Source organism: Thalassotalea nanhaiensis, from assembly GCF_031583575.1.
Taxonomy (GTDB): domain Bacteria; phylum Pseudomonadota; class Gammaproteobacteria; order Enterobacterales; family Alteromonadaceae; genus Thalassotalea_A; species Thalassotalea_A nanhaiensis.
Window position 1 is genome coordinate 3,407,457 of sequence record NZ_CP134146.1, and the last position, 25,918, is coordinate 3,433,374.

General features: G+C 39.1%; 19 protein-coding genes. 9 read left to right on the forward strand and 10 right to left on the reverse strand.

The window, feature by feature from the left end; genetic code table 11:
• Positions 1 to 202 precede the first annotated feature (202 nt).
• Together purL and RI845_RS14730 are read left to right on the forward strand one after the other, a co-directional pair.
• Positions 203 to 4,108 carry a phosphoribosylformylglycinamidine synthase gene (gene purL / locus RI845_RS14725; protein ID WP_348386927.1) on the forward strand — a complete coding sequence of 1,302 codons (3,906 nt, stop codon included), beginning with the start codon at positions 203 to 205 and terminating at the stop codon, positions 4,106 to 4,108.
• Between the two features lie 518 nt (positions 4,109 to 4,626).
• The gene (locus tag RI845_RS14730) at positions 4,627 to 5,670 is read left to right on the forward strand and encodes a PQQ-dependent sugar dehydrogenase (protein WP_348386928.1); all 1,044 of its coding nucleotides are present in this window, start codon (positions 4,627 to 4,629) and stop codon (positions 5,668 to 5,670) included.
• A 121-nt stretch (positions 5,671 to 5,791) separates the two neighbouring features.
• On the opposite strand, the gene lysS is transcribed toward RI845_RS14730, so the two are convergent.
• The 4 genes from lysS to dsbC all read right to left on the reverse strand — a co-directional run bounded on the left by lysS (position 5,792) and on the right by dsbC (position 11,167).
• The gene (lysS, locus tag RI845_RS14735) at positions 5,792 to 7,330 is read right to left on the reverse strand and encodes a lysine--tRNA ligase (protein ID WP_348386929.1); all 1,539 of its coding nucleotides are present in this window, start codon (positions 7,328 to 7,330) and stop codon (positions 5,792 to 5,794) included.
• A 24-nt stretch (positions 7,331 to 7,354) separates the two neighbouring features.
• A protein-coding gene (gene prfB, locus RI845_RS14740) for a peptide chain release factor 2 (protein ID WP_348386930.1) occupies positions 7,355 to 8,453 on the reverse strand; the annotation gives its coding sequence in 2 pieces (ribosomal slippage) (positions 7,355 to 8,377 and positions 8,379 to 8,453; 1,098 coding nt in all).
• 98 nt (positions 8,454 to 8,551) lie between these two features.
• Positions 8,552 to 10,273: a single-stranded-DNA-specific exonuclease RecJ gene (gene recJ, locus RI845_RS14745; protein ID WP_348386931.1), complete on the reverse strand. Its 1,722-nt coding sequence runs from the start codon at positions 10,271 to 10,273 to the stop codon at positions 8,552 to 8,554.
• Between the two features lie 159 nt (positions 10,274 to 10,432).
• Complete coding sequence (gene dsbC, locus RI845_RS14750; protein ID WP_348386932.1) at positions 10,433 to 11,167, reverse strand: bifunctional protein-disulfide isomerase/oxidoreductase DsbC; 735 nt, start codon at positions 11,165 to 11,167, stop codon at positions 10,433 to 10,435.
• Between the two features lie 296 nt (positions 11,168 to 11,463).
• Here dsbC and fldB point away from each other — a divergent pair, with 296 nt between their 5' ends.
• The 3 genes from fldB to RI845_RS14765 all read left to right on the forward strand — a co-directional run bounded on the left by fldB (position 11,464) and on the right by RI845_RS14765 (position 14,582).
• Entirely contained in the window at positions 11,464 to 11,988 is a 525-nt protein-coding gene (gene fldB / locus RI845_RS14755; RefSeq protein WP_348386933.1) for a flavodoxin FldB, read from the forward strand.
• A 123-nt stretch (positions 11,989 to 12,111) separates the two neighbouring features.
• The gene (gene srmB / locus RI845_RS14760; RefSeq protein WP_348386934.1) at positions 12,112 to 13,386 is read left to right on the forward strand and encodes an ATP-dependent RNA helicase SrmB; all 1,275 of its coding nucleotides are present in this window, start codon (positions 12,112 to 12,114) and stop codon (positions 13,384 to 13,386) included.
• Positions 13,387 to 13,553: 167 nt separating this feature from the next.
• Positions 13,554 to 14,582 (forward strand): S1C family serine protease, encoded by a 1,029-nt coding sequence (locus tag RI845_RS14765; RefSeq protein ID WP_348386935.1) that lies wholly within the window; start codon positions 13,554 to 13,556, stop codon positions 14,580 to 14,582.
• 86 nt (positions 14,583 to 14,668) lie between these two features.
• Here RI845_RS14765 and RI845_RS14770 read toward each other — a convergent pair whose 3' ends face one another.
• The 3 genes from RI845_RS14770 to yaaA form a co-directional block, all read right to left on the reverse strand.
• On the reverse strand, positions 14,669 to 16,468 hold the full coding sequence (locus RI845_RS14770) for a TIGR03545 family protein (RefSeq protein ID WP_348386936.1): 1,800 nt from the start codon (positions 16,466 to 16,468) through the stop codon (positions 14,669 to 14,671).
• On the reverse strand, positions 16,468 to 16,986 hold the full coding sequence (locus RI845_RS14775) for a TIGR03546 family protein (protein WP_348386937.1): 519 nt from the start codon (positions 16,984 to 16,986) through the stop codon (positions 16,468 to 16,470). Before RI845_RS14775 ends, RI845_RS14770 begins: the two co-directional genes overlap by 1 nt.
• A gap of 75 nt (positions 16,987 to 17,061) precedes the next feature.
• Entirely contained in the window at positions 17,062 to 17,835 is a 774-nt protein-coding gene (gene yaaA / locus RI845_RS14780; protein ID WP_348386938.1) for a peroxide stress protein YaaA, read from the reverse strand.
• A gap of 261 nt (positions 17,836 to 18,096) precedes the next feature.
• Here yaaA and tal point away from each other — a divergent pair, with 261 nt between their 5' ends.
• From tal to RI845_RS14800, 4 genes are all read left to right on the forward strand, one after another.
• Entirely contained in the window at positions 18,097 to 19,050 is a 954-nt protein-coding gene (gene tal / locus RI845_RS14785) for a transaldolase (protein WP_348386939.1), read from the forward strand.
• Between the two features lie 168 nt (positions 19,051 to 19,218).
• The gene (locus RI845_RS14790; RefSeq protein WP_348386940.1) at positions 19,219 to 19,386 is read left to right on the forward strand and encodes a DUF3545 family protein; all 168 of its coding nucleotides are present in this window, start codon (positions 19,219 to 19,221) and stop codon (positions 19,384 to 19,386) included.
• 520 nt (positions 19,387 to 19,906) lie between these two features.
• The gene (trhA, locus tag RI845_RS14795) at positions 19,907 to 20,560 is read left to right on the forward strand and encodes a PAQR family membrane homeostasis protein TrhA (RefSeq protein WP_348386941.1); all 654 of its coding nucleotides are present in this window, start codon (positions 19,907 to 19,909) and stop codon (positions 20,558 to 20,560) included.
• 143 nt (positions 20,561 to 20,703) lie between these two features.
• The gene (locus tag RI845_RS14800; RefSeq protein ID WP_348386942.1) at positions 20,704 to 21,780 is read left to right on the forward strand and encodes a ketoacyl-ACP synthase III; all 1,077 of its coding nucleotides are present in this window, start codon (positions 20,704 to 20,706) and stop codon (positions 21,778 to 21,780) included.
• An 89-nt stretch (positions 21,781 to 21,869) separates the two neighbouring features.
• Here the strand turns inward: RI845_RS14800 and RI845_RS14805 are convergent, their stop codons facing one another.
• The 3 genes from RI845_RS14805 to RI845_RS14815 are packed head-to-tail and all read right to left on the reverse strand — an operon-like array spanning position 21,870 to position 25,896.
• Complete coding sequence (locus RI845_RS14805; RefSeq protein WP_348386943.1) at positions 21,870 to 22,889, reverse strand: ABC transporter permease; 1,020 nt, start codon at positions 22,887 to 22,889, stop codon at positions 21,870 to 21,872.
• Entirely contained in the window at positions 22,882 to 23,769 is an 888-nt protein-coding gene (locus tag RI845_RS14810) for an ABC transporter ATP-binding protein (RefSeq protein WP_348386944.1), read from the reverse strand. The genes RI845_RS14805 and RI845_RS14810 overlap by 8 nt, the downstream gene beginning before the upstream one ends.
• Positions 23,770 to 23,784: 15 nt before the next feature.
• A complete protein-coding gene (locus RI845_RS14815) occupies positions 23,785 to 25,896 on the reverse strand; it encodes a tRNA(Met) cytidine acetyltransferase TmcA (protein ID WP_348386945.1) in 2,112 nt (703 codons plus the stop codon).
• Positions 25,897 to 25,918 lie beyond the last annotated feature (22 nt).

The following is a 25,918-nucleotide window of genomic DNA, read 5'->3' on the forward strand; positions in this document are numbered from 1 at the left end:
AGTCATTTGTACATTTTTTACAGTCTTTTTTTAATTTTGTTTGTAAACAATTTGATTTGCACTTACTAAATGGTGCTAATTCTTTTATAATGCGCGCGAAAAACCAACATTATAAAGTAGCAATTCCATTGCATTTCTCAACTCCTAGTCAGTTCTGAAATTTAATGGAATTGATATTAATATAACTATGGTGACTACCTCTATGGAAATCTTACGCGGCGCACCTGCGCTTTCCGATTTCAGAATTAGTAAATTGCTTTCACAATGTGAGCAATTAAATCTTCCTGTAACAGACGTTTACGCTGAATTTATGCATTTTTCACACAATAGTGAAGCATTAAACAGTGATGAATTAAACAAACTGGAAAAATTATTAACCTACGGCCCAACTATCGAAGAGCATGAGCCAGAAGGTACGTTACTATTGGTAACACCACGTCCGGGTACAATTTCACCTTGGTCTTCAAAGTCTACTGATATTGCTCACAACTGTGGTTTAACCAACATCATTCGTTTAGAACGAGGGATGGCTTACTACATTCAAACCAGCAGTGAATTAACTAATGAGCAAACATTGCAACTTAGCAATTTAATTCATGACCGCATGATGGAAGTAATTTTTACCGACATTAATGACGCAAATACCTTATTTACAACAGCCGAGCCTACTGAATTTACTACGGTTGATTTATTGGCTGGTGGCCGCAACGCATTAGAAACTGCTAACGTTGAATTAGGTTTAGCAATTTCTAGCGATGAAATTGATTACTTACTCGAGAACTTCACTCGTTTAGGTCGTAACCCTACCGATATCGAACTATATATGTTTGCGCAAGCAAACTCTGAGCATTGTCGTCATAAGATTTTCAACGCTGACTGGACCATTGATGGTCAAAAACAGCCTAAATCTTTATTCAAAATGATCCGTAACACTCATGAGTTAAATGGCGATTACGTTTTAAGTGCATATTCAGATAACGCCGCAGTTATGGTTGGTTCTGAAGCGGGTCGCTTTTTTGCTAACCCAGAAACTAAAGCGTACGAATACACTCAAGAAGACATTCAAATTTTAATGAAGGTTGAAACGCATAACCATCCTACTGCAATTTCTCCTTACCCTGGCGCAGCTACAGGTTCAGGTGGTGAAATTAGAGATGAAGGTGCTACTGGTATTGGTTCTAAACCAAAAGCTGGTTTAGTTGGTTTCAGTGTTTCAAACTTACGTATTCCTGGTTTTGAACAGCCATGGGAAACAGACTTTGGTAAGCCAGAGCGTATTGTTACCGCTTTTGACATTATGATGGAAGGCCCATTAGGCGGCGCAGCATTTAATAATGAATTTGGTCGCCCGGCAATTCTTGGTTACTTCCGTACTTATGAAGAAGAAGTACAATCGTTTAACGGCATGGAAGTTCGTGGTTACCACAAACCAATTATGATTGCCGGTGGTTTAGGTAACATTCGTGATGAACACGTACAAAAAGGCGATATTGTTGTTGGCGCCAGCTTAATTGCATTAGGTGGCCCGGCAATGAACATTGGCCTTGGTGGCAGCGCGGCATCTAGTATGGCGTCAGGCCAATCGGCTGAAAACTTGGATTTTGCTTCTGTACAACGTGAGAACCCTGAAATGGAACGTCGTTGTCAGGAAGTGATTGACCGTTGTTGGCAGTTAGGCGATGACAACCCTATTTTATTCATCCACGATGTGGGTGCTGGTGGTTTATCAAACGCATTCCCTGAGCTGGTTTCTGATGGTGGCCGTGGTGGTAACTTTGAACTACGTAACGTACCAAACGATGAGCGCAGCATGTCTCCGCTTGAAATTTGGTGTAACGAATCACAAGAACGTTATGTTTTAGCAGTTGCTCCTGAGCGCATGGACGAATTCACTGCAATTTGTGAACGTGAGCGTGCACCTTTTGCGGTTGTTGGTTATGCCACAGAAGAAGAGCACTTAACGGTTACAGATAACCATTTTGATAACAGCCCAATTGATTTATCTCTTGATATTTTATTAGGTAAAACGCCTAAGCTGCACCGAGACGTTGAGCGTTTAACACAAACAGGCGCCGAGCTTGAGTTAAATGATATTGCTTTAGCCGATGCCGCAGATCGTATTTTACGATTACCAACAGTTGCAGAGAAAACATTCCTAATCACCATTGGTGACCGTACGGTTACCGGTATGGTTAACCGCGATCAAATGGTTGGTCCTTGGCAGGTTCCAGTGGCCGACTGTGGTGTTACCGCAGCAGCACTAGACAGCTATCATGGTGAAGCGATGGCTCTTGGTGAAAGAACACCAGTTGCCCTATTAAACTTTGGTGCATCGGCTCGTTTAGCAGTAGCAGAGTCGTTAACCAATATTGCCGGTACTGATATTGGCGATTTAAACCGTATTAAATTATCGGCTAACTGGATGTCAGCTGCAGGTCACCCAGGTGAAGACGCAGGTTTATACGAAGCTGTTCACGCCATTGGTGAAGAGCTTTGTCCAGCGCTTGGTTTAACTATTCCTGTTGGTAAAGACTCGATGAGTATGAAAACCAAGTGGACAGAGAATGGTGAAGACAAGTCAGTTACTGCACCTATGTCTCTAGTAATTACCGCTTTTGGTCGTGTAGAAGATATTCGTAAAACTGTTACTCCACAGCTACGCACTGACAAAGGCGATAGCCGCATTGTTGCCATTGACCTTTCTAAAGGCAAAAATCGCCTAGGTGGTTCATGTATCGCTCAGGTTTATAAGCAACTAGGTCAAAATACACCAGACGTAGATAGCCCAGAAACATTGAAGAACTTCTTTATTGCAATGCAACGTTTAGTACGTGAAGAAAAACTTCTTGCTTATCATGATCGCTCTGACGGTGGTTTATTTACTACCGTTGCTGAAATGGCATTTGCCGGTCACACTGGTGTTGATATCGACATTTCAAAACTTGCGGGTGATGATTTAAGCGTATTATTTAATGAAGAGCTTGGTGCTGTAATTCAAATTCGTGAAGACGACGTTGATGCTGTTCATGCACTAATTGATGAACTTGGTATTACTGATTGCTTCACTGATATTGGCCGAATTAACAATGAAGACGTTATTCGTTTCAGCCGTGATGGTGAAGAAGTACTAGCAAATTCTCGTACCTACTACCGTACGGTTTGGGCTGAAACTACGTTTAAGATGCAGTCTTTACGTGATAACCCAGATTGTGCAGAGCAAGAGCATGCGCTTAAGTTCGACACTGAAGATCCTGGTTTAAACACTGAACTAACATTTGATCTTAACGAAGACATAGTTAGCGATCTTATTGCTAAAGATGCAGTAGATGAAACGAACCCTAAAGTTGCAATTTTACGTGAGCAAGGTGTTAACTCTCATGTTGAGATGGCAGCAGCATTTGACCGCGCTGGTTTCTTAACTATTGATGTACACATGTCTGACATTTTAGGCGGCCGTGTTGATTTAGCCGACTTTAAAGGCTTGGTTGCTTGTGGTGGTTTCTCTTACGGTGACGTACTAGGTGCTGGCGAAGGTTGGGCTAAGTCAATCTTGTTCCACGACGATGTTCGTGAAATGTTCCGCACATTCTTCCACCGTGAAGATACGTTCTCACTAGGTGTATGTAATGGTTGTCAGATGCTTTCTAACTTAAAAGAAATCATCCCTGGCAGTGAATTATGGCCACACTTTGTACAGAACAAATCAGAGCGTTTTGAAGCACGTTTCTCATTAGTTGAAATTCAAGAATCACCATCTATCTTCTTTAAAGGTATGGAAGGTTCACGTATGCCAATTGCTGTGTCTCACGGTGAAGGTCATGCAGAATTTAAATCTGAAGAAGCGATTGGCGCAGCTAACGATTCAGGCACAGTATCAGCACGTTATGTTGACAACTATGGTCAAGTTACTGAAACATACCCATCAAACCCTAACGGTTCACCAGATGGTATTACTTCACTAACTACTACCGACGGTCGTGTAACAATTATGATGCCACATCCTGAACGTGTATTTAGAACGGTTGCTAACTCTTGGCACCCGGATGAGTGGTTAGAAGATTCTCCATGGGTGAGAATGTTCCGTAACGCACGTAAATTTGTTGGTTAAGCAATAAGTCGACAATCCATCATCCTGATGTAAAAAAGGCGCCGATTGGCGCCTTTTTTGATGCTAAAATACCCGAGTTAACCATTCATATTGTTGGATGAAAGTGTATTTTTCTTAAATTGAGTAGAACTGCAATTCGCTCTTTTTGCTTTTGCTTACTTTTTCTTTTTAGATGCTTTTGATGCAACAAAGATAACTATCATCACTACAACTATTACACCGAACGTTGACCATGTCATAACATATACCTCAAAATTAACTTCCGCTTACCGCTGTTTGCTGCCGCTAGGCTTTACTTAAATTACGTTATTTTCCTTACCAACACAAACCTATAAATAGCTGAGTTAATTTAACTGAGTTTAGTTTTCAATTACGACGGAATTGACTATTATGGTCAAGGTCTACTCTATAAATAAAGAAACACTATGTCACTGATACGAAAAACTCTTTTACCTTTAATCGCTTGCTTTGCATTTACTCCATTTTTGGCAAACTCTTTTGATAAGAGTGAAATACAAATGAGTAAATCAAGTCAAAAGTTTAATGCGCAGCTATACATCGAAGATTCTGGGATACCTTGGGGAATGGCTTGGTTACCCAATGGCGACTTGTTAATTACTATGCGCGGTGGTGAGTTAAAAGTAGTTAAGCAAGGAAAACTCAAAGCTGAAGAAATTGCCGGCTTGCCAGATATCGAAGTAGGCAGTCAAGGCGGTTTGCTTGATATAGTTTTACATCCTGACTATGCCAACAATGGCTGGATTTATATGTCTTATGCCAAAGCTGACGGTAAAGGAAATAAGAGCACCGCCATCATGCGCGCTAAATTAAAAGGTATGGCGTTAACACAGCAAGAACATATCTATGTTGCTAACGCCTACAGCGATAAAGGTGTTCACTTTGGCAGTCGGTTAGCATTTGATAATCAGGGCTTTTTGTATTTCTCTATTGGTGACAGAGGGCAAAGAGATGTTAATCCGCAAGATATTAGTCGTGATGCCGGTAAAGTATATCGATTGCATGCGGATGGCCGCATTCCTGCTGACAACCCATTTGTTGACAATAACCTTTCTAAAAAAGCTATTTACTCCTATGGACACAGAAACCCTCAAGGTATGGCAAAACATCCTGTCACAGGTGAAATTTGGACTCATGAACACGGACCTCGCGGCGGCGATGAAGTTAATATCATTGGCAAAAGTAAAAATTATGGCTGGCCAGAAATTAGCTACGGTATTAACTACTCAGGCACATCATTTACCGACTTAACCGAAAAGGAAGGCATGGAGCAGCCGTTGTGGTACTGGGACCCATCAATAGCGCCATCGGGCATGGTGTTTGTTACCAGTGATAAATACCCTCAATGGCAGGGGAATGTGCTTATAGGCTCATTGAAGTTTGGTTATGTGGTGATGTTAACGTTGGATGGCAATAACGTTGTGAAACAAGAGATAGTTAAAGATAAGCTTACTCGTGTTAGGAACATTAAACAGGGTCCAGATGGTTACATTTACGTTGCTGTTGATGGGCAAGGAATTTATAAATTAGTACCTGAAACGTAATTTCTTTGATAAGGGAAACCTACCGAATTATTTAAGTCGTTTTAGCGCTGTTAAATAAGCTAAATATTAGGCATAAAAAAACCACCCATAGGTGGTTTTTTCAATTTACTGTCATCACAATTTATTCAGCAACAGGACGCATGTGCGGGAACAAGATCACGTCTTTAATTGTTGGTGAGTCAGTAAATAACATCACTAAACGGTCAATACCAATGCCTTCACCAGCTGTCGGTGGTAAACCATACTCTAGAGCTGTGATGTAATCTTCATCAAAGTGCATTGCTTCATCATCGCCAGCATCTTTTTCTTCAACTTGCTTTTTAAAGCGAGCAGCTTGATCTTCAGCGTCGTTAAGCTCAGAGAAACCATTTGCTAGTTCACGGCCACCAACGAAGAATTCGAAACGGTCAGTGATAAATGAATTTTCATCGTTACGACGAGCAAGTGGTGATACTTCCCATGGGTATTCTGTAATGAATGTAGGTTGGTCAAGCATATGTTCAGCAACTTCTTCGAAGATTTCACATAAGTACTTACCAGGGCCCCAAACGTTTTTACCTTCAGGCTCTTTAACGCCAACTTGTTTAGCAATCGCTTTAAGCTCTTCGAATCGACCTTCAGGATCTTTAATCACAGCCGCATCTAAATGAGGACCATGTTTGATGATGGCATCCATCATTGATAAACGCTCAAACGGTTGACCAAAATCGTAGAACTTCTCTTCAGTTACTTCACCTTCAGCATTTTTCACTGTGTTACGAATAACAGGGTTACCCATAACGTTTTCAGCAAGAGTACGAAGCATGTCTTCGGTAAGATTCATTAAGTCGTTGTAATCTGCATACGCTTGGTAGAATTCAATCATTGTGAATTCTGGATTATGACGAGTTGATAAACCCTCATTACGGAAGTTACGGTTAATTTCGAATACTTTTTCAAAACCACCAACCACTAAACGCTTAAGGTAAAGTTCTGGTGCAATACGCAAGAACATATCAATGTCTAATGCATTGTGAAATGTTTCAAATGGCTTAGCTGTAGCACCGCCAGGGATAACTTGCAGCATTGGCGTTTCAACTTCCATGAAACCACGTTCGGTCAAGAAGTTACGAATGCCACTAACAATTTGTGAACGCACTTGGAATGTATCGCGAGTTTTCTCGTTTATGATCAAATCAACGTAACGTTGACGGTACTTCATTTCTTGATCTGATAAACCGTGGAATTTTTCAGGTAGTGGACGTAATGATTTCGTTAATAAAGAATACTCTTCCATATTCACGTATAAATCGCCTTTACCTGATTTATGCAATACACCTTTAACACCGATGATGTCACCGATATCTAATAAGCCCCAACGTGCTTTAATATCTTTTTGTACGGCTTTTTCAGCATAGGCTTGAATACGACCAGACATATCTTGTAAAACTAAGAAAGGACCACGTTTAGCCATAACACGACCAGCAACAGCATAAGTTACTTGTAATTCTTCCAGCTCTTCTTTGGTTTTCTCACCATGTTCAGCTTGAATATCGGCAGCGTAATGCTCACGATTAAAGTCATTAGGGTGGCCATTAGCTGGGCAGTTTTCACGAATGTTATCTAATTTACCGCGACGTTCAGCGATTAATTTGTTTTCGTCTTTAGCTTGTTCTGTCATTTTAATTTCTCAGTATTAAATATCTTAAAGGCCAAACTTTAAGCTGGCTTCAATAAATTGGTCTAAACTGCCGTCAAGTACCGATTGCGTGTTACGCGACTCAACCCCAGTTCTTAAATCTTTAATGCGACTATCGTCAAGTACGTATGAACGAATTTGACTGCCCCAACCGATATCAGACTTGCCATCTTCAAGGGCTTGTTTATCGGCATTTTGTTTTTGCATTTCTAGCTCAAACAATTTCGCTTTTAATAGCTTCATTGCCGTTGCTCTATTCTTATGTTGCGAGCGATCCGCCTGACAACTCACCACCGCATTAGTCGGAACATGAGTAATACGAATTGCCGAGTCTGTTTTGTTAACATGCTGACCACCAGCACCTGATGCTCTGAATGTATCAATACGCAAATCTGCTGGATTGATATCAATTTCAATATCATCATCAATTTCAGGATAAACAAATGCAGAAGCAAATGATGTATGACGTTTACCACTTGAATCAAAAGGTGATTTACGAACTAAGCGATGAACACCAGTTTCTGTACGTAACCAACCGTAGGCATATTCACCTGAAAACTTAATGGTACAGCCTTTAATACCAGCCACATCACCATCAGTTTCTTCTAATACTTCAACTTTAAAGCCATGAGAGTCACCCCAACGTAAAAACATACGCTGGATCATTTGTGCCCAATCTTGTGCTTCAGTGCCGCCACTACCCGACTGAATATCAAGATAACAATTATTGCTATCTTGCTCACCAGAAAACATGCGACGAAATTCAAGTTTCGCTAACTGAGCTTCTAAACCGGCAATTTCTTCAGTTGCATCAGTTAATGTTTCTTCATCTTCTTCTTCAACAGCAAGTTCAATTAACTCAAGTGCGTCTTCACAACCACTATCCATATCATCGATAGTTTTTACAATAAGCTCTAATGATGAACGCTCTTTACCCAAAGCTTGTGCTCGCTCAGGTTCGTTCCATACATCAGGAAGTTCTAATTCACGATTAACTTCGGTTAAACGCTCTGCTTTTTGGTCATAGTCAAAGGTACCCCCGAAGCACATCGGTGCGTTCGCGAATGTCTTTGATTTGGTTATGTAAAGGATTGACTTCAAACATCAATAAAAACTTAGCTCAAAAACTTAGAAAAATAGTCGCGCATTGTAGCGTAATAACGCCTTACATAAAAGAGCTGAGCGTTATTTAATACAGTACATTTATACAGCCTCAATGTGATCAACCAAAAGCTGTACGGTTTGTTTACCCCTAAATTCGTTAATATCAAGTTTATAGGCTAAATGCACCCATTCACATTGGTGGTTTGGCCAACACTTGATATCAACATTAAACGCAATAGCATCGATGGCCAAATCATCTATTTGCACCATAAGCTTTAAGTGTTTTTCACCAACAATACGCTGTTGAATAACTTTAAACTGATTATCAAAAACGGGTTCAGGAAAGTTTTGCCCCCATGGGCCAGACTCTCGTAATAAGCTGGCAAACTCCAGGTTGAATGCATCTTTAGCGAGTTCTCCGTCAGATAATATTTTACCTTGCAGCATATCTGCGCTCAGCCATTTTTGCGCATAGTCATTAAGTAACTGTTGAAATTGACCAAAGTTGGCTTTGTTAATCGACAGCCCCGCGGCCATTGCATGGCCACCAAATTTTAAAATTAAGTTGGGGTGTTGCGAGTCAATATGCTCGAGTAAATCACGTATATGCAAACCAGGAATTGAGCGTGCTGAGCCCTTTATTTCATCATCGCTTCCACTGGCAAAGACAACAGTTGGCCGATGAAACTTTTCTTTTAATCTCCCCGCTACAATACCAATAACACCTTGATGCCAATCATCCTGAAATAAGGCTAACGCAGAGGGTAAATTATCTTCTTCTAAATTAAGTTTCTTGAGTACGTTTTCAGCTTCAAGCTGCATGCCATGTTCAATTTCTCGACGAGTTTTATTCAAATCATCAAGATCTTTGGCCATAACCCTAGCGTTATTTAAATCAGTTTCTAGCAAACATTGAATTCCCAGTCCCATATCATCTAAACGGCCCGCCGCATTTAGCCGCGGTCCTAAGCCAAAACCAAAATCACTGGCAACCATTTTTTGCTGATTTTTACCGGCGATTTCAATCAACGCTTGAATACCAGGACGGGTTGCCCCTGCTCGTATACGCTTTAACCCCTGTGCAACTAAAATTCGGTTATTTTGATCCAAACTAACCACATCAGCAACGGTCCCTAAGGCAACTAAGTCAAGGAGTTGTGCCAAATTTGGTTCAGGTATTTGCTTCTCAGTAAACCAGTCATTATTGCGCATGGTTTGACGCAGTGCGGCCATTAAATAAAAGGCGACACCTACACCAGCAAGCGCTTTACTTGGAAAAGTACAGCCATGTTGATTCGGATTAACAATGGCGTCTGCATTGGGTAATTCATTACCCGGCAAATGGTGATCAGTAACAATTACCGTACAACCGAACTCTTTCGCTTTTGCCACACCGGCTATACAACTAATGCCGTTATCGACAGTAACAATTACTTGCGCTCCCTTAGCTACGGCTATTTCACTAATTTCAGGGGTTAAACCATAGCCATATTCAAAGCGATTGGGCACAATAAAATCATGGTTAGTCGAGCCAAGCAACCTTAAACCATCCATCATCAACGCCGTAGATGTGGCACCATCGGCATCAAAATCACCCACTACGATAATGCGTTTATTATCTTTAACTGCGCTAAACAGCAATTCACAAGCACTGTCTAACCCCAGTAATTGTGACGGCTTGAGCATACTTGCTGCCCCCTGTTCCAATTCATTGGGCAGGGTAATACCACGAGAGGCATATATTTGCTTTAGTACAGGGTGTAGGTGTGCTGGTAATGCCGACGTGTCGCAATGTTCTCTACGACTTATTTGCTTGTCCATAAAGGGATCTTTTTAGAGTGGAATTGGTAATAGACTACCGTATTTGCTGCTTGAATTAAATGAGATTAAATTGGAGTTTAAAATCGAATATACCTGCTATTAACTCGAAACAATAAAAAAGGCGCCCAAATGGCGCCTATTTTAAAAGCCAGTTAGATACTAACCGGCTTTCTTCACTGAATAACTTTGAAAAATTTGCTGCATTTGCTCAGGCGTTTTATACCCTGGTAGCATCATGCCATCATCTAGCATAATTGCAGGCGTGCCCGAAACACCAATTTTACGTCCAAAATCATATTGCTCAGCAACTGGTAATGCACACACCTTTTGCGCTACTTGTGCACCGCCTTTGGCGTTGGTCATTGCAGTTTGTTGATCGTCACTACACCATACGCTACGGATATCAGTGTATGATTGGCTTTGTATACCGCCACGAGGGAACGCTAAATAACGTACCGTAATACCTAAGTCGTTATAGCTACCCATTTGGTTGTGCAGTTTACGACAGTAACCACAGGTTAAGTCAGTGAAAACGGTCATTTGATATTTTTCATTTTTAGCAGGGAAAACAATCATCGAACCTTCAAATTTTTCCATGCCATCAATGCGTACTTTAGCCAAACTTTCTTCAGTTAAGCTACTGATGCCGTCAGCAGAAATTTCGTACACTTTACCTTGAATTAAAAACTTACCATCAGCACTTGTATAAAACATGCCTTGGTTTGTAAATGCTTCGTATAAGTTTTCCATTTTAGAAGGGGCAACAGATTCAACTTGCAACCCTAATTTGGCTAAACTAGCTTTAATTTTTTCTTCGTTGTTTTCAACTGCTAGACTAGGCATTGCAACCAACATAAATGATGTTGTAACAATGGCAATTAATTTTTTTAACATAACTTCAGTTCCTAATATGCTTTCCGCGATAACTGTATTTATTGGCACTCTTGTGTAAATTGCAAGAGCATTGATAAACAAGACCGGATTAAGGCGAGTAAAATTACTGGCTTATGCCATCAAATGCAAGGCAAACACATACTTTTGATAACTCTTTTGCCTAATTTTCCCAATATTGACATTTTATTTACTTATTATAGTTCATTTATCGTGATATTTAGCCGCATTACTATTTAGCATCCGCTAAATTTTCTGTTAGAATCGCGGGCAAATAAAGTACTGGAAATATCAACATAATGAAAATCGGTTTGTTCTATGGTTCAACAACTTGCTATACCGAAATGGCGGCTGAAAAAATTCAGGCGGCTATGGGTGAAGATCTCGTTGAAATATTTAACATTAAAGATGTGTCATTAAGTGACTGTTTGCAATACGACATTATTATTTTTGGTATTTCTACTTGGGATTTTGGTGAATTACAAGAAGATTGGGAATCAAGTTGGGATGATATTGCCAACTTGAATTTACAAGATAAAATTGTGGCTTTATTTGGTTTAGGCGACCAAGTTGGTTATGGGCAATGGTTTCAAGATGCGTTAGGCATGCTCCATGATCAAATCATTCCACAAGGCGCCAACGTTATTGGTTATTGGCCTAACCAAGGCTATGAATTTGAAGAGTCAAAAGCATTGACTGCCGATCAAGAGTATTTTGTAGGCTTGTCTATTGATGATGAAACTCAATATGAATTAACCGATGAACGCATTGACCAATGGTGCGAACAAATTCTTGAAGAAATTTCAGCGTTACTCTCTGACTAACTGCTATTACTGTAAAAAAGCGTAATAATTCAACTTGTTTGAAAAATATACGATATAATTACGAAACAAATACGTACAAAGCGCGATAGCGCACTAACAAAAAACCTAAGGTAAATATAATCCATGTTTAAACAGTTTGATCTTGATGATGAACTTGTTGCCGGCACCGTAAAAGCTGGTTTTAAAAAACCAACATCTATCCAAAATTTAGTCTTGCCAGAAGCAATGGCAGGTAAAGATGTATTAGCATCTGCACCTACTGGTACAGGAAAAACAGCCGCGTTTATTTTACCTTGTGCTCAACACTTATTAGATTACCCAAGAACCAAACCGGGCTTTCCAAGAGTATTAATTCTTGCGCCTACGCGCGAATTAGCTACGCAGATTTTTCAACAAGCTGAGTTATTAACCGAGTTCACCGACATCAAAATTGGATTAATTACCGGTGGTGTAAATTACGGTTCGCACAAAGAAATCCTTACACAAACAACCGATATGCTTATCGCCACCCCTGGTCGTTTAATGGATTATATTGATAACGAACAATTCGATGCCAGAGATATTGAAATATTGGTATTGGACGAAGCTGATCGCATGTTGGATATGGGTTTTTCTGACAGCATTAACCGAATTGCCGGTGAAGCTCGCTGGCGCAAGCAAACATTATTACTGTCAGCTACGTTAGCTGGAGCTGGTATTATTCGTTTTTCTAAAGACTTATTAAACGAACCTGTATTTGTAGAGTCAGATCCTTCTCGGAAAGAAAAAGCTAAAACTCATCAGTGGTTGCATTTAGCTGATAGTAAAGAGCATAAATTAAAACTGCTGTGTCATATTCTTAAACAAAAAGATGTGAAACGCGCAGTAGTTTTTGCCAATAAACGTGAAACCGTACAAATGCTTGCCGGTGTTTTACAAGGTGAAGACTTAAGCAATGCCTGGCTTGAAGGTGAAATGCCACAAGACAAGCGCAATAATGCTGTATCACGAGTAAAAGATGGCAAGGTAAATATTTTAATTGCTACCGATGTCGCCGCGCGTGGGCTAGATATTGATGACATTACGCATGTTATTAACTTTGATATGCCACGTAAGGCAGATATTTATGTACACCGTATAGGCCGAACTGGTCGTGCTGGTAAAAAAGGTACCGCTATTTCACTGGTTGAAGCACATGACATGCTATCCGTTGGAAAAATTGAACGCTTTACTGAAGAGATTTTACGCCGCCGTGTTATTGATGAACTTCGCCCAGCCTATAAAGAAGCTCGCATTCCAGTCAAAAAAAATAAGACTAAAAAAGTAGTTAAGAAAAATGCCGGGTTAACACGAAAAGCGAAAGCCGCTAAAAAAGCCAAAAAAGCGAAAAAGGCAAAGAAAAAGTCAGCCGCTAAATAACCATTATCCTTCTTAAATTTCAGACGTTAAGAGTCACCTTAACGTCTGAAACTACGTTAATTCCTTCAGTACAAGCCACCTCTCCAGTTAATAAAATGTTAAATATCGCTTTCATTTATTAGCAAACTGGGTACACTCCAATTTAAAGTCCCTAAATTGGAAAACATATGTTTCGTATTTTATGTGCATGTCTTATTGCCACCTTTTCATTATCTGCACTAGCAGATGACTCAGTTAAACAACTTTTCAAAAAGGTTAACGATGGCGTTGTAGAGCTCCACGTAACCTCTATTGCCAACCCAAAACCTGGACAAGTAAGTTATAAAGCAACATCGAGTAAGTCTTTAGGCTCGGGCGCGTTAATCAGTCCTGAAGGCAACATTCTAACGGCTGCTCATGTTGTAGGTAGAGCAACTGACATTGAAGTTATTTTTACCGACGGCAGCAAAACCTCAGGCCACGTTCTTTGGGTTGATAATTTAATCGATCTTGCAATGATACGTGCCAGAAAAGTACCTGATGACATTAAGCCGCTCAAACTTGCTAAAGATGGTGGCTACACTATTGGCGAACAAGTGATTGCCATTGGCGCCCCTTATGGCGTTAGTCACAGTTTATCTGTTGGCTATTTAAGTGGTGTACGCGACAGAGAAACCATTCCTGGTACGAACATAACGCCACGATTATTGCAAACCGACGCATCTATCAACCAAGGTAACTCTGGCGGTCCATTATTTAACCTGGATGGCGATATTATAGGCATCGTAAGCCACATCCTTTCAAAGTCTGGTGGCAGTAATGGTTTAGGCTTTGTGGTGTCGGTAGATACCATAAAAGAAGTTATCGCTTCAGAGCCAAGTGCATTTGTTGGACTTATTCCACACCTATTAAATGAAATGCAATCCAGAGCAATAAACAACCAGTACGGTTACGGTATGTTAATTCAACATGTAGTACCCGCAACATTGGCTGACAAACTTGGTTTCCAAGGCGGTTATCTGAATGTCACCATAGGCCGAACTCCGGTGTTATTAGGTGGCGACATTATTATAGAAGTAGATGGTATTAAACTGAAAAAATTAGAAAATGCGCTAGCACTTAGAGATCGTTTTTCTCATTATAAAAAAGGCGACAAAGTTAAATTTATATACCTTCGAAATGGCGTGAAAAAAGAAGTAACTTGGACTGTTGATTAGTCTGATATCAAGATAATTTAGATTGAGTAGATACTCCTTTTACTTGAATTAAAAATGGCGCTTAACTAGCGCCATTTTATTATTAATTATCCGAACAGCTTATCGAGCTTATCTTTTAGTTTATCTTTAGCTTTGTTTTCTAATTCTTTTTTCTTTTTCTTAACCACGTCCGACTTCAGAAGATTATCAAGTGATTTATCAGTGTTATTAAGTAGTGTGTCTACATCTGCAAACTCTGCGGCATCACTCTCGCTGACTTTGAGAGTCTGAGCTACTTTCTGATTTAAGCCCGATTTTAGCTGTTTTTGAAAAGTTGCAAGTTTAGCCTTGAGCTGATTAGCAATCGCCTTGGTGATTATATTATCTAAATCAGATTTAATGCCATAATTTGGCGAGCTTAACTCACCTTCAATATCAACATTCAACGAGAATTTATTCACACTATCAATTGCTGACAATAATGATCGGCCAACACTTGATGTTGATGCACCAGTAAATCTTGTGTCACTAACTTGGAATTTATTAATACTGTTTAAAGAAGTATCCACCAAATTAAATTGCCCAACCCCAGCAAGGTTCGCTGATTGCAATGCTAAAGAAAAATTGCCTTTATCGCGCAGTTTTGCATCATCAATGGGTACTTGAGAAAATTGCCAGTCACCTTTGGTAGTCGTAGTGATGTTGTCATTAAATATTTGTGTATTTATCAGTGCATCACCACCTTTTAATAAGTTTTTGCTACTAACAACGATGTTTGTTGGTATGTTTCGATGCCAATGCTCTGCGGTCAATTCAGTAATTTCAAAGTTAAAACTGCCTTGTGGTAGTTCAACTTGAAATAATGCGGTTTTAATGAGCCAAGGCGGTAGCGGGTTTTCATCGACAAAATGAATAAAGCGACCGTACGCTAGACTTTTCTCTAATTCAGCTTGTTCAGCTGATTTAGCGGCTTTATTTGAATCTAAAAAGGGCTTTATACGAACGTATAACTGCTCTGCTGTCTCATAATACCCTCGAGCTTGTTCACCAAACAAAATATGGGCAAAATCGGCGTTATCGATTTTATCTAATTGGTACTGGCTTTTTAATTGACGCCAGTCGGCATCTGGGGCTGCTTTTACATCTTTTAATGCGTTAGCAAGAACATTTTTACTTTGTTCGAGCTGCTGCTTAGATTTTTTTACCAAAGCTTTATCTTGTTTGAATTGCTTTTTAAGGACATCAAAATCGCTTTTAAGTTTATTAAAATCTTCAATAGATTTTACTTTCGTTTTCGATAATTGTTTCACCTTTGCTTCATAAGATTTTAAAACATCTTTGGATGGTAAGTTAGCTTCCAGTTGTTTTAGTTTCTGTTTTTCAGCGTTATAAGTTTGCTCTAATTGTTTACCGGCTTTAACCGTTAATAAATTACTGTCATTAAGAATATCTTTTATATCAGGTAATTGGTCTTCAATTGCTGGCATTTGTTTTTCAATGCTTTCGCCTGTTGCCTGCACCAATGACGTGTCGGCATCTCTAAATACCTCTCCGGTTTTGGCCCGTTCAACATCAAAGGATAACCCCGTAATAGACAGCTCTTCGATAAGCACTGTACCAAATAAGTATTGCCACACATCTACGCCAGCACTGGCGGATTTGAATGCAACAATGTTATGAGTCGGCTTTTCGTTGTCGGTTGCTTGCAGTTCGTTAACCGTAATAAATAACGGAGAATAATCAATATCGACACTATTAACATTAACCTCTGCACCTATATACCAACCACCTCCTTTTTCAAGGCTTAACTTTACAATTGATGGCGCAAGCATGAATAATATTGAAAATACAATTGCACACGTTGCGATAAACCCTAGGATCCCTTGCCATCGAAAATATTTACTCATTAGGCAGCTCCAGTGTTAGTTATGCTTAAATAAATACGATAAAAACGTGAGCCTTTTAATGCCTGAATGATTTTGAACTTCTCAATAAACGCTTTTACATGGTGGCGATAACGTACAATCAGATACTGACTAATTAACGCCAAAGGGATAAATAAAATTAGGGCGCTAACGAGAGAGCCTAAGGTTAAGGTATTATGGAAATGGGCTAATTTAAGCACATTAGACTGGTAAAAACTCTGCCATAAATCAGCTAAACTTGCACTGGCAAGTAAGCTCTCCCCTACACTGGCAAACAAGGGAGATAAACCTAAAGACAACAAGCTAAAACCTGCAATTGCGACAAAAAATGCACTTAAATTTACTCGCACAATAAACGCAATAAACAGCACCACAAGGTTATGCAAGCTTACAGTTGGTGTTAAGCCAATGATCATTCCCAGTGCTATTGCCAAGGCAATTTGCCTGGGAGAGCTTTCAGAATTTAGTGCTTTGAATAGTTTTGCCAGTAGAGTTAACACATTTGCTCCTTGCAGTAATCGTCTCTTAAATATTGTTGTTTAGTCTCTTAATAAAGCATATACCAAATTTAAGGGTTACACCTGCTTACGAGTAAATACCGGTACGCTATCAGTAGATAACGCTTCGTTGTAACCATAGCCAGCCACATCAAACGATTTAAGCTGCTCTACGTCGGTAATTTGATTTTCAATGATATAACGAGCCATAAAGCCACGAGCTTTTTTGGCAAAAAAACTGATCATTTTATATTGACCATTTTTCCAATCTTTAAATGCCGGGGTGATAACTGTTGCATTTAGCTCTTTCTTTTTAACCGATTTAAAGTATTCAGTAGACGCAAGATTTATTAAAACATCATCACCTTGCTCTTTTAATGCAGCATTAATATTGTCGGTAACAACGCTACCCCAAAATTGATATAAATTGCTGCCACGAGAGTTATCTAATTTAGTCCCCATCTCAAGGCGGTATGCCTGCATTAGATCAAGCGGTTTTAACACACCATATAAACCAGATAAAATTCTCAAATGTTGCTGAGCAAATGTAAAGTCTGCTGCAGTAAATGTCTTTGCATCTAAACCGGTATATACATCACCATTAAACGCCAACACTGCAGGTCGAGCATTTTCAGGAGTAAAAGGCGTTTTCCATTGGGTAAACCTTGCGACATTCAAACCAGCCAATTTGTCACTGATGCCCATTAATGACGAAAGATCTGCTGGCGTTAAAGTTACACAGCGCTTAATGAGCTCGACACTGTGGTCTAATAATTCAGGTTGGCTATACTCACTGATAGGCAGTTCAGATTCAAAATCTAGATTTTTTGCAGGCGATACAACTAATAACATAATAATTCACAAGTTTTATTTAATTAACGGCTAAAACTATATCATGTATATGGCGTTCATTTTAACTATCAAAAATAACTTTTTTTCATCCATTTTCTAGATATATTGGATTATTTACTCTAAAAAGCAATTTAGCTCTTGCCAAATCTGGTAATTTTGTTACAAATAGGCAGGTAGAATCGCAATTTTTCGTCTTATCTCGGCGCAAGCCTTGGCTTTTATGAAATTTTATTACAACTTAACTCTTATTAGGTGGCAACCATGACCTCTCAATTATCTCAACTTAAAGCCATGACAACAGTCGTTGCCGACACCGGTGATGTAGATGCAATTGCTCAATATCAGCCTGAAGATGCAACCACAAATCCATCACTATTATTAAAAGCAGCAAGTCTTGAAAATTATCAACCATTACTTGCCCAAGCGGTTACCTGGGCAAAAGCCCAATCTGATGATAAAAACCAGCAAATCATTGATGCAGGCGATAAATTATCAGTATTAATTGGGTTAGAAATTTTAAAAGTGATCCCTGGACGTATTTCAACTGAAGTGGACTCCCGTTTATCTTTTGATATAGACGCTACCGTAGCAAAAGCTGAAAAGTTAATTGCCCTATACAATGAAGCGGGCATTGCGACAGATCGAATATTGATCAAGATGGCTTCTACTTGGGAAGGCATAAAAGCAGCGGAGATACTCGAAAGTAAAGGGATTAACTGTAATCTAACGTTATTATTCAGTTTCTGCCAAGCACAAGCTTGTGCTGAAGCCGGCGTGTTTTTGATTTCTCCTTTTGTAGGTAGAATTCTTGACTGGTATAAAAAAAGCACAGGCAAGGATAGCTACCCTGCCGCAGAAGACCCTGGTGTTGTTTCTGTAACAAGCATCTTCAACTATTACAAGAAATTCGACTATAAAACCATTGTAATGGGTGCAAGTTTTAGAAATAAAGAAGAAATTTTAGAGCTTGCTGGTTGTGACCGTTTAACGATAAGCCCGCAATTATTAGCCGAGTTAGAGCAAAACAATGCCCTTGTTGCACAAAAGCTTATCGCTGGAGAAGTGTCAACCGAACGTCCGCAAGCATTAAACGAGCAAACATTCCGCTGGCAGATGAACGAAGATGCCATGGCGACTGAAAAACTTGCTGAAGGTATTCGAGGCTTTACCGCTGATCAAATTAAACTTGAAGATAAACTCGCCAGTTTGTTTTAATTTAATTCATTATTTGTTGTTTTTATCTTCAAAAAACAACATCTGATTAAAAAGTCGCCAAGTGCGACTTTTTTATTATTATTTTGTAACTAAAGTGTTTCATTTTTGAATTTGCTGTGTTATTAAAAAGAGGCGTTTTAAAAATAATAAAAAATAAGGAGCTTTAATATGGACCCAGTTGATAGTTTAATACAGTTAATTGAAGGTAAATCGAAACCCAAAGCAAAAGCAAAATGTAAATGGCGTGAGATTGAGCAACTTAAAGAAAAATTAGAACTAGAAAAGCAAATTGAATTTTATGACGGCTCTCTAGAGCATCTTCTAGAAGAGTATTAATTCGCACTATTTGTTTATAATTAAAAACCCCGTTATTACGGGGTTTTTTAATTCAGGGAAGAATTAACTTAGAATTGCCAGGGATGGTTTGAATTCTGTTAATTCAGGGATGAATTAACTTAGAATTACCAGGGACCGTTCCTACGCATCCTCGGCAATTGCTCCATGCATTGCTCTAATATACAACGTCCATGTTGAAAACGGTTTGAATTCTGTTAATGCATAAAATTAATATTTACTTATTTAATAACCAACAAATTGAGCGTACACCTGTACACCTACAATAATTGGAATATACTAAAATTCAATATTTTCACGTAGACAAAACCTCGTAAAACATAATCACAAAAACCTAACACACTGACAAATAAGAACTTTTAAACATCCAAACATTTAAACTGACTACTATCACTTTTCAGTGTACACTTGTTTTACATTTATTTGATTGAATTATAAACACCAACTGGTCATACTAGTTCATCAAAAATGAGCAAACCCAACAAAATAGAACACACGCACTATGGCTACACAAGTTATTAAACAGAAGATTTCACAAGGTTATTCTTTCATGGAAGAACTACTAAATTCGATCACCCATGGGGTGGGAGCGCTGTTAAGCGTCGCCGCATTAACCTTGATGATTATTGTTGCTAACGATGCCTTTGAACTTACCAGTGCGATTGTTTACGGCTCAAGTATGGTTATCTTGTTTTTAGCCTCTACGCTTTATCATAGTGTGACCAACGCATCGGCTAAAAAAGTTCTTAAACTTTTAGACCATTGCGCTATTTATTTATTGATTGCCGGCACCTACACGCCATTTATGCTAATAAGTATTAAAGGTGCATGGGGATATTCGATTTTATCTGTCGTGTGGACTATGGCAATTGTAGGGATCTATTTCAAAATTGTGTATAAACAACGCTTTCCAAAAGTGTCGCTGTTTACTTATTTAGCAATGGGTTGGCTGATCATTATCGCTGCACCGCAAATGATCGCAAATGTAGCTACCGGTGGCTTAATTCTTCTTGCCTCTGGCGGCGCGGCCTACAGTTTAGGCGCCGTATTTTACGCCATTAAGAAAATTCCATTCAATCACGCCATATGGCACGTCTTTGTTTTAGCTGGCAGCATCTGTCATTTTTTAGCTATCTACCTCTATGTCATCGAATAGCTCGCAAGAGTTAATTAGGCTGCTATTTGATAAAAACCATGAATAAATTTACCAGCTAAGGTAAAGTTAGTTAATTAAACACCTGTTTAAAATTGATCAATAACTCTTAGCAGGTGAACGACAAACCGTTATCAGGATTAATTATGCAATATGCCGATATTACTGGCTGGGGAAAATATACTCCGCCAGCCAAACTTAGCAATGAAGATTTAGCTACCTTTATGGATACCAGCGATGAGTGGATTTCATCTCGCACCGGTATCAAAGAGCGCCGTATATCTCATATTAACACTGCTCATATGGCAGCACTTGCCGGCAAACAAGCTCTTGCTAGAGCAGGTGTAGAAGCTGATGATATAGACCTGATCATTGTAGCAACTTGTACCCCTGATACATTAGTGCCCAATACAGCATCAAAAGTGCAAAATTTATTAGGCACCAACAATAGTGCCTGTGTTGATTTAAGTTCAGCTTGTACTGGCTTTCTTTATGCTTTGCAAAATGCAACCGCACAAATTCGCGCCGGAATGATCAATAAAGCATTGGTTATTGGCGCGGAAAGAATGAGCTGGTTTGTAAACTGGGGCGTGCGTGATACCGCGGTATTATTTGGTGATGGTGCGGGGGCAATGGTGCTTGAGGCAGCCGATAATAAATGCGGTTTGTTGGAAGCCAAATTGGGTTGTGACTCATCAGCACGAGATATCTTAAATATCACCAACTTTGGTACCGATATGGATCGCTATGAAAATCCGCCGGGGCCATTGCAAATAGACTTTTTAGGACCTGAAATTTTTAAACGTGCCGTCCGTGGAATGGGTAAAGCTACCGAAACAGTTATGAGTAATGCAAACCTCAAAGCTGAAGATATTGACTTGCTTGTACCACATCAAGCCAATTTAAGGATCATTGAGACATTACAGAGCAAGTTAAAATTAAAAGACGAGCAATGTATGGTCAATATCCAAAAATATGGTAATACCTCTGCAGCAACAGTTCCAATTGCTCTTTGTGAAGCAGTTGAGCAGGGCAAAGTAAAAGCGGGTGATACCATCATGTCTGCTGCATTTGGTGCAGGTCTCACTTGGGGCGCAGGTTATATAAAATGGGGTGACAATGTCTCGCCGAAAAACGACTATGTACAAGAAGAGCAGGATTGTAATAAAACAGCAAAAGAGCTACTTGCAGTAGCGATTAAGCATTGTACAGAGAATAACTAACATCTACTTTTGCTACTAAATAAAAACGAGCTAATGCATTTACTGATTAAGCTCGTTTTTTTATACCTTTCTACCAATTCAAAACGTATTTATCTATCACCATCCCAACTGAATAACTTGGCGCTTAGTATTAAGCAAATAGCGGTCATCGACAATAAAACCGCGAATTGATAACTCACGTCCTGCAGGGTCGCCCCTTCTGTTATTATGCTGCGCGCTGCACTTACCAAGTGAGTTAATGGAAACACTTCGGCAATATTTTGCACAAATTGTGGTGCACCTTCCAATGAAAACCATACCCCTGACAATAACATCATCGGCCAAGTTGCCATATTTAATAAGCCACCTACCAGCTCTTGTGATTTACTGCGGGTAGATATTAATAAACCAAGACTAATTAAACTCATAGCCCCGACAATAGCAATTAAGAATAAATTTAAGTAGCTGCCATGCATAATAAAATCAAAGAAAAAATTACAACCTATATAAACCACTGACACCATAAATAATACGATAAACAAACGTGACAATAACTGCGCAGAAATAAACTCTAATGCTGATAAAGGTGTCGCTTTTAATCGTTTAAGTACCGAGTTTTTTCTATAGCGAACAATGACATAACCAACACCAAACAAGCAGCTAAACATCATATTCATACCAAAAATACCAGGTAATACCCAATCAATATAACGAATTGGTTCGCCAGTAGTTACCATACGATTTAAGCCATCAGCATCATGAACAAATATTTTTTCAACCATATAACTTTTTGGCGATTGTTCATTAACCCAATATTGCTTAGCTGCTGAATCTATGATCATATCAATGCCATGTTGATCTAATTTAAGCATTGCTTTATCAAGTTGTTCATAATGGACAAAATCGATGTACTTAGTTTGCATGAACGGATGAACGTTTTCTGAACTTTCAGCCATTGCTGTAATCACCCCTACTTTGTATACCCCTCTACCCTCACCTGAAAAAGCAAAGGAAAAAATAACGAGTAACAGCACAGGAAATAAAATATTCCACGCCAATGATGATTTATCTCGAAAAAACTCCAAATTACGGGCTTTAACAACAGCAGCAAATCTTGAGAATTTAAACATGTGAAGTGCCTCCCAGCGTGTGTCCGGTGAGTTTCAAAAATAGATCGTCTAAATTGGCCGATTTAATGTGTAACCCCGTTAACGGCACAGCAAGTTCAATTAATTCATTGACGGTTTTTTCAACATTACTGGTCTTAATTTCAACCAGGCTTTCTTCAACATTCCATTGCTGATTTTGAATAAGCTCTTGATTAACATTTTCTATAGGAAGATAAATAAATACCTGTTTAAAATGGCGAGTAAGCAGCTGTTTAGGTGAGCCTTGCTCTATAATTTTACCATTATCCATGATGACTATATTGTCACAAAGCTGCTCTGCTTCATCCATATAGTGCGTGGTTAAAATCACCGTTTTTCCTTGCGCTTTAATATTTTTAATCAACTGCCAAAAGTGTCTTCTTGACTGTGGATCTAACCCCGTTGTAGGCTCATCCAAAAACACTATTTCAGGATCATTGATTAACGCCAGCGCCAGTAATAGGCGTTGTTTTTGACCACCTGACAATAAGCCATTATCGCGGTCAACAAACTCGCCTAAATCACAAAGCTCTATCAAGGTTTCATTTGATAAGGTTTTTTCATAAAAAGAGGAAAATAAATTAAGTGTTTCAGTAACGGTTAAAAAGTCTTGCAGTGCGGTACTTTGAAATTGAATACCGATTAACTGACTGACGTCACCACCGGTTTCAGTATTATAGTTAACCGTTCCTGAGGTCTTATTAATTATCCCTTCCATAATTTCAATGGTAGTGGTTTTACCCGCACCATTTGGCCCTAATAAACCAAAACAATGCCCCTTGATAATATCGAAGCTAACATCATCTACGGCCTTTACATCTTTATAGTGTTTCGTTAAATTTTCTACCGTAATGATTTTCATAAGTTACTCAATTAATTATTTGAAGGTTAACAGGTGAGCGCAAAACTCTTTCAACGTTTTCAATAATTCTTTTTTGCCGGTTAATTTAAACTCTTCGCACACTTCAGCATAGTTCTGTTGCTGAATGACTTTACGCAGTGTAACTGCTGCCCCCAATCTATCTGCTTGCACCTTATCGGCATTTTCAGCTAGATAACTAGTCAAACAGCGATTAATTGCTGGAGCACAGCATGAGAAAACTCTATGACCTTGAACAAAGTCAGCAAGGGTTTGTAGATCTCGCTCAGCAGGTAAGCTTAGGTTATCAGCATGAGCGAATATTTCAGACATTAATTGTGTATCTAAATATTTGTATTCATCACTCGCGTAATACCTTAAATCTCGATAAAACTGCTGTGTGATTTGTTTGCTTAATTGTTCAGCCTGCTCTGTAAGTGGTTTTAATACCAATGCAGAATGTTCTCCACTTGCAGCATCTTTACTAAAACCAATTCGAGCAAGATTAAACTGGCAGGTAAACCAATAGGAAAGTAGTTGTTGGTTCGCGCCAAAACTTGAGCCGATAAAGTCAAAGCCCCTGTCTTTACCTGCACTGGCACAGTAATTTAAAAGTTGTGAGCCTAACCCTTTCCCTTGCAACTCAGGATGTACAGCAATTCGAACGACGCGCAAATATCGATAATTGAATGTGTCTTCGATGCCGCAATGCACTAACAATGACTGCGGAATAAAGTGGCCTTTAAGCCGCCTTTGCGAACGCTTTATTTTGATCGCTAAATCACTCTCGACGTTACCTTCAGCAAGTAATAAAGCAACGGCTAAAATATGGTCATGTTGCTGCTGTATAATCACACTCACATTAGGATCATCAAGTAGAAGCTTTAAATCACTGGGCTTTGTTTGATAGTGGGCAGTTACCAACAATGAGAATACGTTATTTAAAAGAATTTCATCTTTGCTTAAATCTTTACTAGTAATTACCTTGTGTTGAACGGCCTTATCAGCACAATACAGAGCATTGGACAGCTCGCTGTTTAATAACAAACTGGCAAAGGTAAATTGTTCTAACGGATCATTGATTGCCCAGCGAATGGGCTCTTTCATATGAAAATATTGTCCACTTGGGCGTGACTGTTTTAACTGTTTTAAAAACTTTCCACTAAAGCCTCTACCAGCCCCCTCATAACCGTGTATTGTCGAAACAAACACTTGCCGATGATAGTTATCAGACAATGACTTTAGCATTGGCAAAGGAATACCAGCAGCTTCATCTACAAGTAGCAGATGGCAACTTGGCTGTTGTTTAATGATTACATCCAGCGGAACAAATTTAACAGTAGACGTTTGATAATTAACAACTTTTCCGCTTTGCACAGCTTTGGGTAAACTTATTAGCAGTTGTTTGAAAAATATATTAACCGCATCAGGGTGTGGCGCAGTAATAATAATAGTTTTGTTGTTTTGTTTTAATATTTCACTTGCAGCAATAGCCAAAGCACTAGACTTCCCTCTGCCTCGGTCTGCGGTAATAACCAGCGGTCTATCGCGATGACCATGAACAACATTGATAATTTTATCTACCGCGACTTCTTGTTCTTTGGTAATACAAGAAAATTTAAATTCGGTTTCAACAATAGGATGATCTTCTAGCTCACCTGAAGTAGCGTTTGGTAATAAGGGAAGAGTCTCATTTTTTTGTTCAACTCGGTATATCTGCTCAAACTTATCAGTAAACGATAATAGCCTTTGGCTAAAAGGGCTGCTTTCAAGAAGTGGTACAGACAATAACAGCACACATTGACCACCCGCAATTAATGTACCCGACAACGCAGCAAAAGCATCGACATTAAAACTATCTGTTACGGCAAAAATAATGTGTTTTTGCTCTGTGCCTAAATACTGGCGGTAGGTTTTATTATTTACATAAATAATATCGGTACGCGCATCTTTAACAGGCTCAAATGAAAAAAATAATGCCCCCGACAATGACTCGTTAATAATTGTATTATTTTGTTGTTCAAGCCATTGCTTTTCACCTACAAAAACAAACAAACTGCGTGTTTGTTTCAGTAAAGAAAACTGCTGAATTTGAGTAAATAACCGCCGATATTTGATTTGACTAACCATTTAATATTTCTAACTATTTTTA